The organism is Shimia sp. R9_2, assembly GCF_017743735.1.
Taxonomy (GTDB): Bacteria; Pseudomonadota; Alphaproteobacteria; order Rhodobacterales; family Rhodobacteraceae; genus Shimia.
On sequence record NZ_JAGHRO010000005.1, the window covers coordinates 220,244 to 234,892 of the forward strand.

Annotated in this window: 17 protein-coding genes; 10 read left to right on the plus strand and 7 right to left on the minus strand. The window is 61.9% G+C overall.

The genetic code is table 11. The features are described from left to right. Positions 1–23 precede the first annotated feature (23 nt). From pgeF to lgt, 3 genes are read right to left on the minus strand one after another with little or no spacing between them, the layout of a single operon-like run. Positions 24–782, minus strand: a complete 759-nt coding sequence (gene pgeF / locus J7400_RS14210; protein ID WP_209064417.1) for a peptidoglycan editing factor PgeF — start codon at positions 780–782, stop codon at positions 24–26. Then, a complete protein-coding gene (locus tag J7400_RS14215; protein WP_209064419.1) occupies positions 779–1,837 on the minus strand; it encodes an SAM-dependent methyltransferase in 1,059 nt (352 codons plus the stop codon). The genes pgeF and J7400_RS14215 overlap by 4 nt, the downstream gene beginning before the upstream one ends. Beyond that, positions 1,834–2,730 (minus strand): prolipoprotein diacylglyceryl transferase, encoded by an 897-nt coding sequence (gene lgt, locus J7400_RS14220; RefSeq protein ID WP_209064421.1) that lies wholly within the window; start codon positions 2,728–2,730, stop codon positions 1,834–1,836. Before lgt ends, J7400_RS14215 begins: the two co-directional genes overlap by 4 nt. Positions 2,731–2,841: 111 nt before the next feature. Here lgt and J7400_RS14225 point away from each other — a divergent pair, with 111 nt between their 5' ends. Next, positions 2,842–3,081 carry an accessory factor UbiK family protein gene (locus tag J7400_RS14225; RefSeq protein WP_058239539.1) on the plus strand — a complete coding sequence of 80 codons (240 nt, stop codon included), beginning with the start codon at positions 2,842–2,844 and terminating at the stop codon, positions 3,079–3,081. A 65-nt stretch (positions 3,082–3,146) separates the two neighbouring features. On the opposite strand, the gene J7400_RS14230 is transcribed toward J7400_RS14225, so the two are convergent. Then, on the minus strand, positions 3,147–3,971 hold the full coding sequence (locus J7400_RS14230; RefSeq protein WP_209064423.1) for a PhzF family phenazine biosynthesis protein: 825 nt from the start codon (positions 3,969–3,971) through the stop codon (positions 3,147–3,149). A gap of 262 nt (positions 3,972–4,233) precedes the next feature. Between J7400_RS14230 and J7400_RS14235 the strand changes: the two genes are divergently transcribed. The 4 genes from J7400_RS14235 to J7400_RS14250 are packed head-to-tail and all read left to right on the plus strand — an operon-like array spanning position 4,234 to position 6,862. Then, positions 4,234–4,734: a YbjN domain-containing protein gene (locus J7400_RS14235; protein WP_209064425.1), complete on the plus strand. Its 501-nt coding sequence runs from the start codon at positions 4,234–4,236 to the stop codon at positions 4,732–4,734. A gap of 31 nt (positions 4,735–4,765) precedes the next feature. Next, positions 4,766–5,581 (plus strand): pyrroline-5-carboxylate reductase, encoded by an 816-nt coding sequence (gene proC / locus J7400_RS14240; protein ID WP_209064427.1) that lies wholly within the window; start codon positions 4,766–4,768, stop codon positions 5,579–5,581. Further along, the gene (locus tag J7400_RS14245; protein WP_209064429.1) at positions 5,574–5,912 is read left to right on the plus strand and encodes a tRNA-binding protein; all 339 of its coding nucleotides are present in this window, start codon (positions 5,574–5,576) and stop codon (positions 5,910–5,912) included. The genes proC and J7400_RS14245 overlap by 8 nt, the downstream gene beginning before the upstream one ends. After that, complete coding sequence (locus J7400_RS14250; RefSeq protein WP_209064431.1) at positions 5,909–6,862, plus strand: D-glycerate dehydrogenase; 954 nt, start codon at positions 5,909–5,911, stop codon at positions 6,860–6,862. The genes J7400_RS14245 and J7400_RS14250 overlap by 4 nt, the downstream gene beginning before the upstream one ends. Positions 6,863–6,899: 37 nt before the next feature. Here the strand turns inward: J7400_RS14250 and J7400_RS14255 are convergent, their stop codons facing one another. Continuing rightward, positions 6,900–7,505, minus strand: a complete 606-nt coding sequence (locus J7400_RS14255; RefSeq protein ID WP_209064433.1) for a thymidine kinase — start codon at positions 7,503–7,505, stop codon at positions 6,900–6,902. 414 nt (positions 7,506–7,919) lie between these two features. Between J7400_RS14255 and J7400_RS14260 the strand changes: the two genes are divergently transcribed. Both J7400_RS14260 and J7400_RS14265 read left to right on the plus strand, forming a co-directional pair. Further along, positions 7,920–8,375 carry a hypothetical protein gene (locus J7400_RS14260; protein WP_209064435.1) on the plus strand — a complete coding sequence of 152 codons (456 nt, stop codon included), beginning with the start codon at positions 7,920–7,922 and terminating at the stop codon, positions 8,373–8,375. A 3-nt stretch (positions 8,376–8,378) separates the two neighbouring features. Continuing rightward, the gene (locus J7400_RS14265; protein WP_209064437.1) at positions 8,379–9,254 is read left to right on the plus strand and encodes a LuxR C-terminal-related transcriptional regulator; all 876 of its coding nucleotides are present in this window, start codon (positions 8,379–8,381) and stop codon (positions 9,252–9,254) included. A 404-nt stretch (positions 9,255–9,658) separates the two neighbouring features. Here the strand turns inward: J7400_RS14265 and J7400_RS14270 are convergent, their stop codons facing one another. Together J7400_RS14270 and truA are read right to left on the minus strand one after the other, a co-directional pair. Continuing rightward, on the minus strand, positions 9,659–10,780 hold the full coding sequence (locus J7400_RS14270; protein ID WP_209064439.1) for a beta-ketoacyl-ACP synthase III: 1,122 nt from the start codon (positions 10,778–10,780) through the stop codon (positions 9,659–9,661). 134 nt (positions 10,781–10,914) lie between these two features. Continuing rightward, a complete protein-coding gene (gene truA / locus J7400_RS14275; protein WP_209064441.1) occupies positions 10,915–11,682 on the minus strand; it encodes a tRNA pseudouridine(38-40) synthase TruA in 768 nt (255 codons plus the stop codon). A gap of 107 nt (positions 11,683–11,789) precedes the next feature. Between truA and J7400_RS14280 the strand changes: the two genes are divergently transcribed. From J7400_RS14280 to J7400_RS14290, 3 genes are read left to right on the plus strand one after another with little or no spacing between them, the layout of a single operon-like run. Continuing rightward, positions 11,790–13,202, plus strand: coding sequence for a YcjX family protein (locus J7400_RS14280; RefSeq protein WP_209064443.1), 1,413 nt, complete (start codon positions 11,790–11,792; stop codon positions 13,200–13,202). Then, positions 13,199–13,654, plus strand: coding sequence for a GNAT family N-acetyltransferase (locus tag J7400_RS14285; protein WP_209064445.1), 456 nt, complete (start codon positions 13,199–13,201; stop codon positions 13,652–13,654). The genes J7400_RS14280 and J7400_RS14285 overlap by 4 nt, the downstream gene beginning before the upstream one ends. Beyond that, positions 13,651–14,646: a TIGR01620 family protein gene (locus tag J7400_RS14290; RefSeq protein WP_209064447.1), complete on the plus strand. Its 996-nt coding sequence runs from the start codon at positions 13,651–13,653 to the stop codon at positions 14,644–14,646. Before J7400_RS14285 ends, J7400_RS14290 begins: the two co-directional genes overlap by 4 nt. Positions 14,647–14,649 lie beyond the last annotated feature (3 nt).

Consider the following 14,649-nt stretch of genomic DNA (forward strand, 5'->3'; position numbering starts at 1 on the left):
CAAAGGCCTTTCACAGGCCGTGTTTAGAGGCGGATGCAGGAAATCAGGCGTCCGTAGTCTGCTTCTTTGGCGTGGGTGGTGCGGCGGTAGGAGTAAAATCTGTCGGCATCGGCATAGGTGCAGTGACGGATCCACTCGGCCTCTCCGACGCCCGCGCGGCGCAGGCGGTGCAGCCCGTAGGCGGGCAGGTCAAAGAGCATACGATCACCTTCGCCATTGGCAAAGAAGCGGCTGTTCTCGGGATCTTCGGCAAGAAAGTTGTCCAGAAACTCAGGGCCAACCTCATAGGCGCTTTGGCTGATGCAGGGGCCGATTACGGCGCGGATGTTGGTACGGGAGGCGCCGAGGGCTTCCATGGCTTCCACGGTGGCTTCGAGAATGCCGTCCAATGCGCCGCGCCAGCCTGCGTGGGCCGCCCCGATCACACCGGCCTCAGGATCTGAGAACAGAACCGGCTGGCAGTCTGCGGTGAGGATTGAGAGCGCAAGGCCCGGTTGGTTGGTGACAATCGCATCGGTGCGGGGCCGCTCGCCGGTGATGGGGCCGGTGGCGGTGTGGACATCGGCGGAATGCACCTGATGCACGGAGGCGAGGTGGGCGATGTCGACCTCCATCGCATCGGCCACACGCTGGCGGTTGATCGCAACAATCTCGGACTGGTCAGAGCTGCCCATGCCGCAGTTGAGGCCTTCGAAGATGCCGGAGGAGGCACCGCCGCGGCGGGTGAAGAAGCCATGATGCACGGGGGCAAGCAGGTCCGAGGTGAGTATCTCAAGTGTCATGTGGTGCATCCTGCTGGGGGTGTGCCGCCTTCGGGGAAGAGCGCGAGGACTTTGAACAGGTTTCCCATTTCCTCGGGGTGCGTCAAGCGGCGATGTGCGGCGATGTGGCTGGCAAGCGCCGCGCCGCTGAGGTTTGCGGCCAGCGCTTGTGCGCGGGCAGTGATGCCGAGGCGCTCCAGAAACACGCCTTGCGGGGTGAGGCGGCTGTGAGCACAGGGGGCGGCCTGTGCCAAGGCCTCAAAATCCACATGGGCGGTCAGGTCGCTTGCGCCCGGCGCGGCGAGCGGGTCGATGAAGGCGTGGTCTTGCAGCGCCTGCAATGTGTCGCCTTGCGAGCGCCAGTCGCCATAGTCAATCAGCAGGGCCGCGCCGCCTGCGTCGCGGATGCGGGTGCCGATCTGATCGGCGATGGCGGCGGCCTGCGGACAGGTTTCAACGATGTTGTCTTGCACGGTGTCGGCAAGGCGGTGCGCGATGTGCGGCTGCGGCAGCTCTGGCCCCAAGGCAAAGGCAAGCGCGCCGTCGCGCATGGCAATCAGGCGCTCGTGCCAGCCTTCCGCGCCACGCTGATATTGGCGGATCGGGAGGGCGTCAAAAAACTCGTTGGCGACGAGATAGAGCGGCTGATCCGGCAGGGTGTCGAGGCCGTCGTGCCATGTGACTTTATCGCCAAGGGCCTCGCGCTGTTTGGCGCGCAGGGTGGGGGAGGCCTCAACAAGGTGGATCTGGGCGGCGGCGTGAAAGCCCGGCACCGCGCGGGTGGCGCGCAGGATGTCCGCCATGAGCGTGCCGCGGCCGGGGCCAAGCTCGGCCAATGTAAAGGATGCGGGGGCGCCTTGATCAAGCCAGGTTTGGGCCAGCGAAAGGCCGATGAGTTCACCAAACATCTGACTGATCTCCGGCGCGGTGGTGAAATCACCGTCAGCGCCCAGAGGGTCGCGTGTGGTGTAATAGCCCAACGTGGGATGCAGCAGCGCCTCGCCCATATAGTCCGCCACGGTCATGGGGCCGTGGGCCTCAATCCGGGCGAGGAGATGCTGGGTCAATGTGCTCATGTGGCGGGCGCGGGTTCAGGGCGGGCGCGCAGGATGAGGTAGAGGCCGAGGGCGATCATCGGCAGGGAGAGCAGCTGCCCCATGGTGAAGCCGTAGCCGTTCATCTGCAGCGCGAGGCCAAGCGGGTTGCCCGGCGAAATGAACTGCGCATCGGGTTGGCGGACAAATTCCACAAGGAAGCGCGCGGTGCCGTAGCCTGCAAGGAAAGTGCCGATCAGGGTGCCGGGCCGTTTGAGCGCGCCGCGACGATAGGCGAGCCACAACATGAGGCTGCCGAGGATCACGCCTTCCATGAGGGCTTCATAGAGCTGGGAGGGGTGGCGCGCGCAATAGGCCACCAGCTGGCCGCAATCCTGCGCGGCCTGACCGGGGAAGATCACGCCCCATGGCAGATCGGTGGGGCGGCCCCAGAGCTCGGCGTTGATGAAGTTGGCGATCCGGCCCAGAAACAGGCCGACCGGCACGCCAATCGCCATGGCATCCCCGACCTGCATCGGGCGCAGGTCATATTTGCGGCAATAGAGGTATCCCGCGAGGATCACGCCCAGCATGCCGCCGTGAAAGGCCATGCCGCCATCCCAGATGCGGATGATGTCGCCCGGATTGGCGAGGTAGAAGGCGGGTTTGTAGAACAGCACATAGCCAAGGCGGCCGCCAAGGATCACGCCGAGAATGACCCAGCTGAGCAGATCTTCGACCTGCCGCGCTTCAATCGGGGCGGTGTTGCTTGGCCAGAGCGATGCGCGATTGACGGTGGCGACCACAATGCGCCAGCCGATCAGGATGCCGACGATATAGGCCAGCGCATACCAGCGCAGGGCAAATTCCATGCCAAAGGCGGAAATCGAGAAGATCTCTGGCGAGATATTGGGGAAGGGAATTTGTCCGCTCATGTGCCTCTCCGTTTGCGGCCCAAATGGCCGGGTGCGCGCGACAAAGTCAACCTTGTGTCTGCGGGCGTTGACGCCCATATAAGGGGTCAGGATCACAATGCGGAGAGAGCGATGCAAACCCGGAACAAATTCATGGACGACATGTCTCAGTTGATGACCAACGCCATGGGTGTCGCTCAGGGCGCCAAGGATGAGGCGGAGAACGCCATGAAATCGCTGATGGACCGCTGGCTGGCGGATCGCGATTTTGTCACCCGCGAGGAATTTGATGCGGTGCGCGCCATGGCGCAGAAGGCCCGTGAAGAAAACGAAGCCCTGAAAGCGCGGATCGAGGCGCTGGAAGGCAAGTAAGGCTCAGGCTTTTGCCGAGCTGATGAATGCGGGGCTGGCCGATGGGTCGGCCCTTTTTCTTTTGGCTACAGCGCGATTGTGCCTGTGATGCAGCTCTGCACGGCGCCGCCGACCCAGATCTCACCACCGTCACTTTGCACATGCACGCGGCCTTTGCGCCCCAAGGCGGTGCCTTGTGCGGCCACGTAGCTGTGTGCGGCATGGCCTGCACCGATGAGCCATTGGGCGATGCCTGCATTCAGGCTGCCAGTCACCGGGTCTTCCAGCCCGCGGGCGGTGAAGCCGCGCACTTCAAAGTCGGTTTCCGTTGCCGGGGCAACGACGCCGATGCGCAGGCCGTTCAGCGTGGCGTAGTCCGGCGAGATGGCCATGGCCGTGGCGTGATCGCGCAGCAGAAGCGCCGCCCAGCCGGGGCCATTGTCGACCCATGCGGCCTCTATGATGTCTGTCTCTGAGAGGCCGAGACCTTTGATGGCGCGGGCGCGGGTGGCTGCATCCAGTGCGCCGCTGCGGGTGAGGGGCGGGGCCATGAAGAAGAGCTTCTCTCCGTCGCGGCGGATGCGGATCAGGCCTGCGCCGCAGTCTTGCAGGATGTCGTCGCCTTTGGGGACACCGCCTTGGTTGAGCCAGACCTGCGCGCTTCCGAGTGTCGGGTGGCCGGCAAAAGGCAGCTCTTGTGCCGGGGTGAAAATCCGCACGCGGTAGTCGGCCGCAGGATCGCGGGGCGGCAGCAGGAAGCTTGTTTCACTTAGGTTGGCCCAGTTGGCGAGTTGCCCCATTTGGATGTCGCTGAGCGGCTCTGCGTCGCCGACAACGGCCAGCGGGTTGCCAAAACTCGGGTTGTCGGTGAAGACATCAACCTGCGCAAAGGGGAATTCCTGCTGTCCCATCACTATCCTCTTGGAATCTGGCGAAAATCCGGGCATTGGGAACAGCCCTTCCTTGGGTCTCTCACCGGGCGGTGGAGACTTGTGCATAGTTCACTTTAATCCACAACTTATTGCGTTATCCACAGATATTTTGCTTTACACATCGTAAAGGGCACCTCACCATATGTTGTAAGGGCGGTGGAGTTTTCCACAGGTCCTAGAGCAGGCACCAAGCGTTAGGGGAGCTGCCAATCCCCACGCGATAGCAAAACGAGGTGGCGCCATGGCATTATCAGAGCAGTTTCTGGAAGAAGACCTGCACCCTATTGATATCGTTGAGCATATCGCAGAGGTGCGGGACTGGAATTTTGAGCGGATCGCAGATGACCAGATCGCTATGGCGGTCGAAGGACAGTGGAAGACCTATTCCATCACGCTGGCCTGGTCTGCCTATGACGAGACTTTGCGGCTGGTCTGTTCCTATGAGGCGCAGCCGCCGGAAGAGAAGCTGCCGCAGCTTTATGAGACGCTGAATGCAGTGAATGATGAGTGTTGGTCCGGTGCCTTCACCTATTGGGAGCGCCAGCAGCTGATGATTTATCGCTATGGTCTGGTGCTGGCGGGCGGACAGGTGGCGAGCCCTGATCAGATCGACACGATGATCCGCAACGCGGTGCAGAACGCGGAGCGGTTTTACCCGGCGTTTCAGCTTGTGGTCTGGGGTGAGCGAACTGTGAAAGATGCAATGCAAGTTGCCATTGCAGAGGCCTACGGGCGGGCGTAACACTTGCCCCCAACAGGATAAGGGGGCTTTCATGGACATGACTTTGGTGGCCGAGCGCGGGCTTGTGCTTTTGGGCTGCGGCAAGATGGGCTCTGCGATGTTGCAGGGCTGGCTGGCGGATGGGCTGCCTGCGGGCTCGGTCTGGGTACAGGATCCATTTCCCAGCGATTGGGTGCAGCAAAGCGGTGTCCATGTGAATGCAGAGCTGCCAGCCGCGCCCGCGGTGGTGCTGATCGCGGTGAAACCACAGATGATGGCGGATGCGCTGCCGGTTCTGGCGGCCATGGGCAATGGCGAGACGCTGTTTGTCTCGGTTGCGGCGGGCATCTCCATCGGCACCTATGAAGACATTCTCGGCGAAAACACCCCGATTGTGCGCGCCATGCCCAACACGCCCGCGGCGGTCGGCAAGGGCATCACGGCAATCGTGGCCAATGGGCCTGCGGGAGAGGCCGGGTTGGTCGCCTCTGAGGCGCTGCTTTCTGCAGTTGGGGAGGTGGTGCGTCTTGAGCGTGAAAGCCAGATGGATGCGGTCACCGGGCTGAGCGGCTCTGGCCCGGCCTATGTGTTTCACATGATCGAGACCATGGCGGCGGCAGGAGAGGCGCAGGGCCTGTCGCCTGAGCTGTCCATGGCGCTGGCCAAAGCCACGGTGGCGGGCGCAGGCGCGTTGGCGGAGAGCGCTGAGGAAAGCCCTGAACAGTTGCGCATCAATGTGACCAGCCCCAATGGCACCACGCAGGCCGGGCTGGAGGTTCTGATGGACACCGCAGAAGGCCTGCCGCCTCTGATGATCAAAACCGTGGGCGCCGCGGCGGAGCGGAGCCGGGAGCTGGCCAATGGCTGAGATCAGTTTTGACGATTTTCTGAAGGTCGATATTCGCGTGGGCACGGTGGTGCGGGCGGAAGACTATCCGGAGGCGCGCAAACCTGCGATCAAGCTCTGGGTGGATTTTGGCGATGAGCTGGGCGTGCGCAAAAGCTCGGCGCAGATCACCGCGCATTATAATCCCACCGGATTGATCGGCAAACAGGTGATGGCGGTTGTGAATTTTCCACCGCGCCAAATTGGCAAATTCATGTCGGAAATTCTGGTGCTGGGGCTGCCCGATCAGGCGGGAGAGATCACGCTGATCGGCCCGGACGGGCCGGTGCCAAACGGGGGGCGGATGCATTGAAATCGCTTTTGATCACACGGCCGCTGCCAGATGAGGTGCTCGCGGCGGCGAGGGCGCAGTTTTCGGTGACGGTGCGGCTCAACAACCTGCCGATGGAGGGGGATGAGCTGCGCGATGCCCTGCGCAACTTTGATCTGGTGCTGCCAACACTGGGTGATGCCTTTGACCGCAAGGTGTTTGCCGATGTGGCGGCGCCGCGCTGCAAGATGCTGGCGAATTTTGGCGTGGGTTTCAATCATATCGACACCAAGGCGGCCAAGATGGCGGGCATCACCGTGACCAACACGCCGGGTGCTGTGACCGATGCCACGGCAGATGTGGCGATGACCTTGATCCTGATGAGCGCGCGGCGCGCCGGCGAGGGTGAACGTCTGGTGCGCGCAGGCCAGTGGCGTGGCTGGCATCCGACCCAGATGCTGGGGATGCATCTGACCGGCAAGACCGTCGGCATCGCGGGCATGGGCCGCATTGGTCAGGCGATTGCCGCGCGCTGCCATTTTGGCTTTGGCATGCCGGTGAAATACTGGAACCGCTCTGAAAAAGAGCTGGCATTTCCGGCAGAACGCGTGACCTCGATCACCGATCTGGCGGCGCAGGTGGATGTGCTGGTGGCGGCGGTGCCCGGCGGGGCGGACACCCATCATCTGTTTGATGCGGAGGTCTTTGCCGCGATGCAAAGCCACGCCCATTTCATCAATATTTCCCGCGGGGAAGTGGTGCATGAGGCCGCTTTGATCGCCGCTTTGGAGGCGGAGGAGATCGGCGGGGCGGGCTTGGATGTCTATGAGTTTGAACCCAAGGTGCCGGAAGCGCTGCGCAAGCGCGAAAATGTCACCCTGTTGCCGCATCTGGGCACAGCGGCGCTGGAAGTGCGCACGCAGATGGGACTGATGGCGGTGGAGAACCTGATCGCCTTTTCCCAAGGGCAAACGCCGCCAAATCTCGTTTAGATTGTCGGCCTGAAAACCTGAGGCGCGAGTGGCAGGTTTATTCCGCCGCTCTGCGTTCCTTGGGCATGTCGCCCATGGCCTCGCGCCAGTGACGGCGGCAGAGAGACACATAGCTTTCATTGCCGCCGATCTGCACCTGAGCCCCCTCGCGCAGGACATTGCCGGTTTCATCCTGACGCACAACCATGGTGGCTTTCTTGCCGCAATGGCATATGGTGCGCACTTCGCGCATCTCATCGGCCAGCGCCAGAAGCGCGGCGGAGCCGGGGAACAGCTGGCCCTGAAAATCGACGCGCAGCCCGTAGCACATGACCGGCACTTTCAGATCATCCACGGTGCGGGCCAGTTGCCAAACTTGTTCCTCGCTCAGGAACTGGGCCTCATCAATGAAGACACAGGCGATTTTTCCTGCCTCGATGCGGGCCTCGATCTTGGCATAGAGATCAGAACTTGGATCAAAGGTGTCTGCAGGTTCGGAAATGCCGATGCGGGAGGCGATGCGTCCGGCCCCTGCGCGGTGGTCGAGCTTGGCGGTGAGCAGATAGGTCTGCATCCCGCGCTCACGGTAGTTGTGAGAGGCCTGCAAAAGCACAGTCGATTTGCCGGCGTTCATGGTCGAATATTGGAAATACAGCTTGGCCATGGGCGGGTGATAAGACGCAACGGGCCATGGGTGCAAGACCATGGGGGGAGGGCTGCGCGAAAAACTCTGACGGCGATGCACAGAGGCCGATCGCTGCGCCGGATCGGCGGCTGAGACAGGTTTGTTTGGCGGGTGGAGCGCACCCCGGGGTCAAACTGGTTGAACCATTGGGGATGTTGATCCCGGGATGCGCGGCCTGTTGGCCAACGGCAGATCTCCACGCAGATCTCCACCGCCCTCCTATGATCCGGCTGCACCCACCGGACACTGACATTGCCGGAGGAAACGCTTCCGGTCTTTCTCAAATGACAAAAATAGGGTTAATTCGAAAATGGGAAAAGAAATCTGCCTTTCCCCTCACGTGGGGGTGTGAGATGAAATGCGGCAGATCATTCAATGGGTTGGAACGAATATATGAGCGTTGTGGACAGTTATCTGAAGAAGCATTCCGAGGCCTTGGTGAAAGACGTCGGGATCGAGGCTGCCTGCGAGCTGACGGGCAAGTCCAAAGCAACACTGGGGCGCTACTATTCAGGGCATGAGGAGCACGCGGATCGGTTTATGCCGATTGATGCGGTGGCCGCGCTGGAAGAGGCGGCGTCTTATCCGCATGTGACCGCAGCGCTTGCGGAGCTGCGGGGCAATTCGCTCAACCATGACAGCCGCCGCAACCCGAACAGCAAGGGAGGCGTCAACTCTGATGTGATCGCGCTGAGCCAGCGGTTTGCTCTGCTGATGGCGGAATACAACCAATCCATCGAGGATGGGGTGATCACTGTCACCGAGGCCAAACGTCTTTTGCGCGAAACCGTCGCGCTGCAGCAGGTTCTAGTGGATATGAAGCTGCATCTGGAAGAGGAATCCGTCTGACCGATGATCGATGCGTCCGGGCGTCGGCCGCTTCTGGCGGCTGAGCGTCACACACCGGAACTGTTGCACGGGTTTCTGGCTGATCTGGAAGCCACGCGGACTTCAGCGGAGGTCTGGGCGCTGATCGTCGAGGTGGGGCAGACCCTGAACCTGCCGTATATTGATTTCATCTGCGCCAACAACTTCTCCAACTGGAAGCGGACGCTGTTTATCCGCACCTCGTATGACAGCACCTGGCTGAACACGCACAACAACGATCCAGAGACCTCCAAGTGGAGCTATTTCCGCACCCATGCGATCAATTGCCTGACGCCGATTGCGGTGGGGTTGGAGTTTGCGGATGAATTTCACCACATCCCGGAGCAGCGCTACAAGGTGCTCAAGGAGGCGGCTGAGCGGGGTTTGCGCGCGGGGTTCTCTATCCCTCTGAGGCTGAATGCGCCGCCGCAGGCCGCGCTGATCACCTTTTGCGGGGACCACTCCAAAAGAGAGATGCGACACATCATTCAGACCCATGGATGGGTCCTAAATACTGTCGCAATGATGGGCCATCAGCGGTATCTTGCTCATTTTGCGGCAGAATTTACCGAGCGGAACCAAATTTCGGACAAACAGCGCGAACTTCTGGAAATGATCGGGGCCGGGCTTCAGGACAAGGTGATTGCCGAGAAACTTGAGATCTCTGTTTCTGCGGTGCGGCAACGGATGAAAAACATCCTCAGCAAAACCGGACTGTCCAATCGAGCGGACCTTGCAGCGCTGGCGATGAGCGCCGGGCTGGTGAAAGATCCGCTGAACCGGATGCACAATGAGGAAGCGGGCATTCTGGTTGAGATGGATGATCCGCCGGGCGGCAAGCATCTTGTGAGATACCGTTAGCATCTGAATTATAATGATTATTTTCGGGTTCTGGTGTTTTTTGGAGCCCAAAGAAAAAGGTGCCCCGGAGAACCGGGGCACCTACACGTCATGAAAAGACATACAGGGAAAATATGTGCACGGGTGTGCATACAAGACTCCGCACGGGACAGCGCAGAGTAGAAGGGGATCAGTAAACTATCACCTCTCGAACCTCTTGTCTCAGGATGCCTGGGGTAGCACCGCGGCGAAACAACAGCTCCCTCCGTAGACCATGCTAGCGCATTACCTTACGTGAGTCTGGTAGGGCAGACTGGGTGGTCACAGTAAAGAGAGCTGTCAATTGTGATAGTTTTCTCGAGATAGGCTATCATTTCTGACAGTCAGTGTGCGGCAGTATACCGCACACTTCGAATCACAGTTTGTTAATGACGCTTGACGAGCACGGATCCAACTGAATAGCCCGCGCCGAAGGAGCAAATCACCCCGTAGTCACCGGCTTCCAGATCGTCAGAGTATTTGGAGAAGGCGATGATGGAGCCCGCAGAGGAGGTGTTGGCGTAGTCCTGCAGGATGTTGGGCTGCTCGCCGTCTTCCGGTGTGCGGCCCAGAACCTTCTTGCCGATAAAGTCGTTCATCGACTTGTTGGCCTGATGCAGCCAGAGGCGGCGCAGATTGTCCGGGGAAACGCCTTCTGCTTCGAGGTGGGACAGCATGTGGGCGGAGACCATTGGCACCACCTCTTTGAACACCTTGCGGCCGTTTTGCATGAACTGCATGTCGCGGCGGTCTACCACGCCATCGGGGCGGGAGCGGCGCAGGAAGCCGTTGTTGTTGCGGATGTTGTTGGAGAACTCGGTGGCGCAGCGGGTCGAGATGATCTCGAAGTAGTCGCCTTTGGCGTCTTCGGCGCGCTCGATCACGGTGGCGGTGGCCACATCGCCAAAGATGAAGTGGCAATCGCGGTCGCGCCATTCCAGGTGGCCTGTGCAGATCTCCGGGTTCACAACGATGGCTTTGCGCACAGAGCCGGAGCGCACCATATCAGCAGCAGCCTGCAGGCCAAAAGTTGCAGAAGAGCAGGCCACGTTCATGTCAAAGGCAAAGCCGCCCGCGCCAAGGGCGTTCTGGATCTCAATTGCGATGGCCGGATAAGCACGCTCCATGTTGGAGGCCGCACAGATCACCAGATCAATCTCGGAGGCGTCAACCTGCGCCTGCGCGAGCGCTTTGGTGCAGGCATCAAGGGCCATTTCGGTCATCACGCCGGGTTCGTCATCGCTACGCTGGCGCAGCAGCGGGTGCATCACATCGGGGTTCAGCACGCCCTCTTTGTCCAGCACGTGGCGCTGTTTGATGCCGGAGGCCTTGTAGATGAATTCGCTGGAGGAATGCTGCATGGGCTCCATCTCGCCGGCTTCGATGGCGGCGGCGTTCTGGGCGTTCATCTTGTCGGCGTAGGCATTGAAGCTTTCGACCAGCTCGTCGTTGGTGATGACTTGATCTGGCGTGAAGACACCGGTGCCGGTGATGGCTGGCTTGAACATGTTGGGCCTCAAGAGTTTCCTGTGACGGGCAAATAGCATGGATTTGGGCGAAAAGGTCAAGGGTTTACCCCTGGTAAGCTTTCAGTTCTGCCTTGTTTTGCTGATCACAAGCGGGGGGAGGCCGGTTCGCAAGATCAGGTAAATGGGGCATCCGGATAGGTGACCCCAGCCAAATAGAGACCTTGTGGCGGACACACCGGGCCGCAGGCGGCGCGGTCGCGGGCCTCAAGCGCGGCCGTCACATCATCCGGCGTCCAAGCGCCTGCGCCGACGCGCTCCAGCGTGCCGACAAAGCTGCGCACCTGATTGTGCAGGAAGGAACGCGCGCGCACGTGAAAATGGATTTCCGGCCCGCCGATGGTCTCCACGCGCTCCACGCGCAGCTCATCCAGCGTTTTCTGCGGGCTGGCGGCCTGACAGATGGAGCTGCGGAAGGTGGTGAAATCATGGTTGCCAAGCAGGCGGTCTGCGCCTGCCTGCATGGCGGTGACGTCGAGATCGTGTTTGACCTGCCAGACCAGCCCTGCCTCATGCGTGGCCGGGGCGCGGCGCATGAGGATGCGGAAGAGATAGCGCCGTTCGGTGGCGGAAAACCGGGCGTGCCAGTCGTCATCCACCTTTGCAGCTTTGACGATGGCTACCGGATCTGGCTTGAGCTGAAAGTTCAGCGCCTCAGACAGGCGGAAGGGATCCCAGTCTTTTTCCATGTCACAATGGGCGACCTGTGCCAGACCATGCACCCCCGCATCGGTGCGGCCTGCAGCGGCAATGGTGTGTTCGCGCGGCTCAAGCTTGGCCAGCGCGGCCTCAATGGCCCCCTGAACCGAGGGCTGATCGGCCTGGCGCTGCCAGCCTGCGAAAGGGGCGCCGTGGTATTCGACTTGGAGAGCATATCTGGGCATGGGCGTCCGGTTACCGCACTTGGGGGGAAATTTGAAGCCATTCTCACCACTGGAAATACAGGGGGCCGCCGCATAGGTTGAGGCAAACAGGCAGAGGGCCCAAGCCATTGGTCATAAGCACAATAACAGATGGGATCGCGCGCCAGGTTGAGGCGGTGGCCGACGGGGTCAGCGGTGTGTTTGAGCCGGTGGTGCGGCTGGGGGTGACCGGGCTTGCGCGCTCTGGCAAGACGGTGTTCATCACCTCGCTGGTGGCCAATCTGCTGGATCGCGGGCGTATGCCACAGCTGGCTGCCGCCGCAGAAGGGCGCATTGAGGCGGCGTTTTTGCAGCCCCAGCCCGATCAGCTGGTGCCAAGGTTTGATTATGAGCGTCATCTGGCGATGATGACGGGGGCCGCGCCCCAATGGCCGGAAAGCACCCGGGCGATCAGCGAATTGCGGGTGTCCTTGCGGGTCCGGCCCAATGGCCTTCTGGCTGGGTTGCAGGGCGCGCGGACAGTGCATCTGGATATTGTGGATTATCCGGGCGAATGGCTGCTGGATCTGGGGCTGATGGAGAAGAGCTTCGCGCAGTGGAGCGCAGAGGTTCTGGAGCGGATCGCAGAGCGGGATGAAGCGGCCGAATTTCTCGGTCTGATGCGCGCGATGAACGGCGCTGATGATCTGGATGAACCCAAGGCGCAGGATCTGGCGGCGGCTTTTGCGGAATATCTGCAGGCGGCGCGCGCGGGCGGCTATTCCGATTGCACCCCGGGGCGATTCTTGCTGCCCGGTGATCTGGCGGGATCGCCGGTGTTGACCTTTGCGCCGCTAGCGCCCGTGCAAAACGCGGCCAAGAGCAGCCTGTGGCGGGCGTTTGAGAAACGCTTTGAGGCCTATAAGGCGCAAGTGGTGAAGCCGTTTTTCCGCGATCATTTTGCTCGCATCGACCGGCAGGTGGTGCTGGTGGATGCGCTGGGGGCGATCCATGCGGGGCCGCGCGCTCTGGAGGATCTGCGCGGCGGGCTGGCGGACACGCTCACCGCATTTCGCCCCGGACGCACGGCCTGGCTCACGCGGCTGCTGGGGGGACGGCGGGTGGAGAAGATCCTCTTTGCCGCTACCAAGGCGGATCATCTGCATCACAGCCAGCATCCGCAGTTGACCACGATTATGCAGGCGTTGACGCGGGAGGCGGCGGATCGGGCGCAATTTGCGGGGGCAGAGACCGAGGCGCTTTCGCTGGCTTCCTTGCGCGCGACGGTGGAGGAAACCGTGAGCCATGACGGCGCGGCGCTTGATTGTGTGCGCGGGCGGTTGCTGGCGGACGGGCGGCAGGCGGCGTTTTATCCCGGCCAGTTGCCGGAGGATCCCAATGTGTTGCTGAATGCGGCCAAGGTGGGCGCGGACGGTTGGTTGGATCAGGATTATCAGATCATGCGCTTTGCGCCTGCGGCCAACACCCTACGCCCCGGCGAAGGCCCGCCCCATATCCGGCTCGACCGCGCGGCGCAGTTTTTATTGGGAGATGTGTTGTGACGGCGGTCCTGCGCCGTGCGCAAGCATCGGATGGGCCTGTGATGGGCGCGATCCTGCAAGGCTGGATCGAAGACGCGCCGTGGATGCCGGTGCTGCACAGCTTGGCCGATACCCAAGCGTTCTGCGCGCATTTGATTGCGGCAGAAGAGTGCTGGGTGGCTGAGGCGGATGGGCAGGTTCAGGGGTTTCTGGCCAGCAAAGACGGCTGGATTTCGGCACTTTATCTGCGACCCGAAGCGCGGGGGCGCGGGCTGGGAGCCGCGTTGTTGGCGCATGCGCAAGAGGAAGCGGCAGAGCTGCAGCTGTGGTGTTTTCAGGACAATCACGCGGCGCAGAGGTTTTATGAGGCCGCTGGGTTTCGTGCGGAAGAGCGCACGGATGGCGCGGGCAATGCGGAGCGGTTGCCGGACATCCGGTATGTCTGGCGGCAAGAGCGGAGAGAGATGTCATGAGCAAAGGCCCGGTTTTGATTGAGCTGGAAGACAGCCCTGCGCCGAAGGTGGCGGAGGCGGCGCCGGTGCCGGATTTGATGGTGGAGACGCCAAGCGGGCAGGCGATGCAGGTGGCGGCCAAGCTGGGGGCGGGGAAGCCGTCGCGGTTGGCGCGACTGTTTTGGGCCTTGGTGGCGGCGTTTCTAGGGGCAGCACTTTCGGTGGCGGCTTGGGATTTTGTGACCGGTCTGGTGGTGCGGTTCCCGCTCCTGGGCTGGGCGGTCATGGTGATTGGGGCGGCGGCTTTGGTGGTGGCTGTGCTGATTATCCTGAAAGAGCTGGCAGGTCTGGCGCGGCTGCGGCGGGTGGATGGGCTCAAGGCGCGGGTGGATGCGGCAGTGCAGGCGCATGATCTGACGCAGGCACGGGGCGTTGTGGATGATTTGCTGCGGTTTTACCGCGGGCGGGAGGATCTGGCCTGGGGGCGGGATGGTCTGACCAAGCAGCGCGCAGAGGTGCTGGACGCAGATGCGCTGATTGCTTTGGCGGAGGCGGAGCTCATGACGCCGCTGGATATGGCGGCGCAGCGCGAGGTGGAGGCGGCGGCGCGGCAGGTGGCGGCGGTGACGGCGCTGGTGCCGCTGGCCTTAGCGGATGTGGTTGCGGCGCTGACGTCCAATGTGCGCATGATCCGGCGGATTGCGGAGATCTATGGCGGGCGGTCTGGCACGTTGGGCAGCTGGCGGCTGTTTCGCGCGGTGATGACCCATCTGGTGGCCACCGGGGCCGTGGCTGCGGGCGAAGACCTGATTGGCACGGTTGCAGGCGGCGGCGCGTTGGCCAAGCTCAGTCGCCGGTTTGGCGAGGGCATCGTGAATGGCGCGCTGACCGCGCGGGTGGGCGTTGCGGCGATGGAGGTGTGTCGCCCGCTGCCCTTTGGCGCAGGGCGCAGACCTTCGGTGGCGGGGTTGGTGAAGCGGGCCTTGACCGGGTTGTTCAGTAAGGAGAGCTGAGGC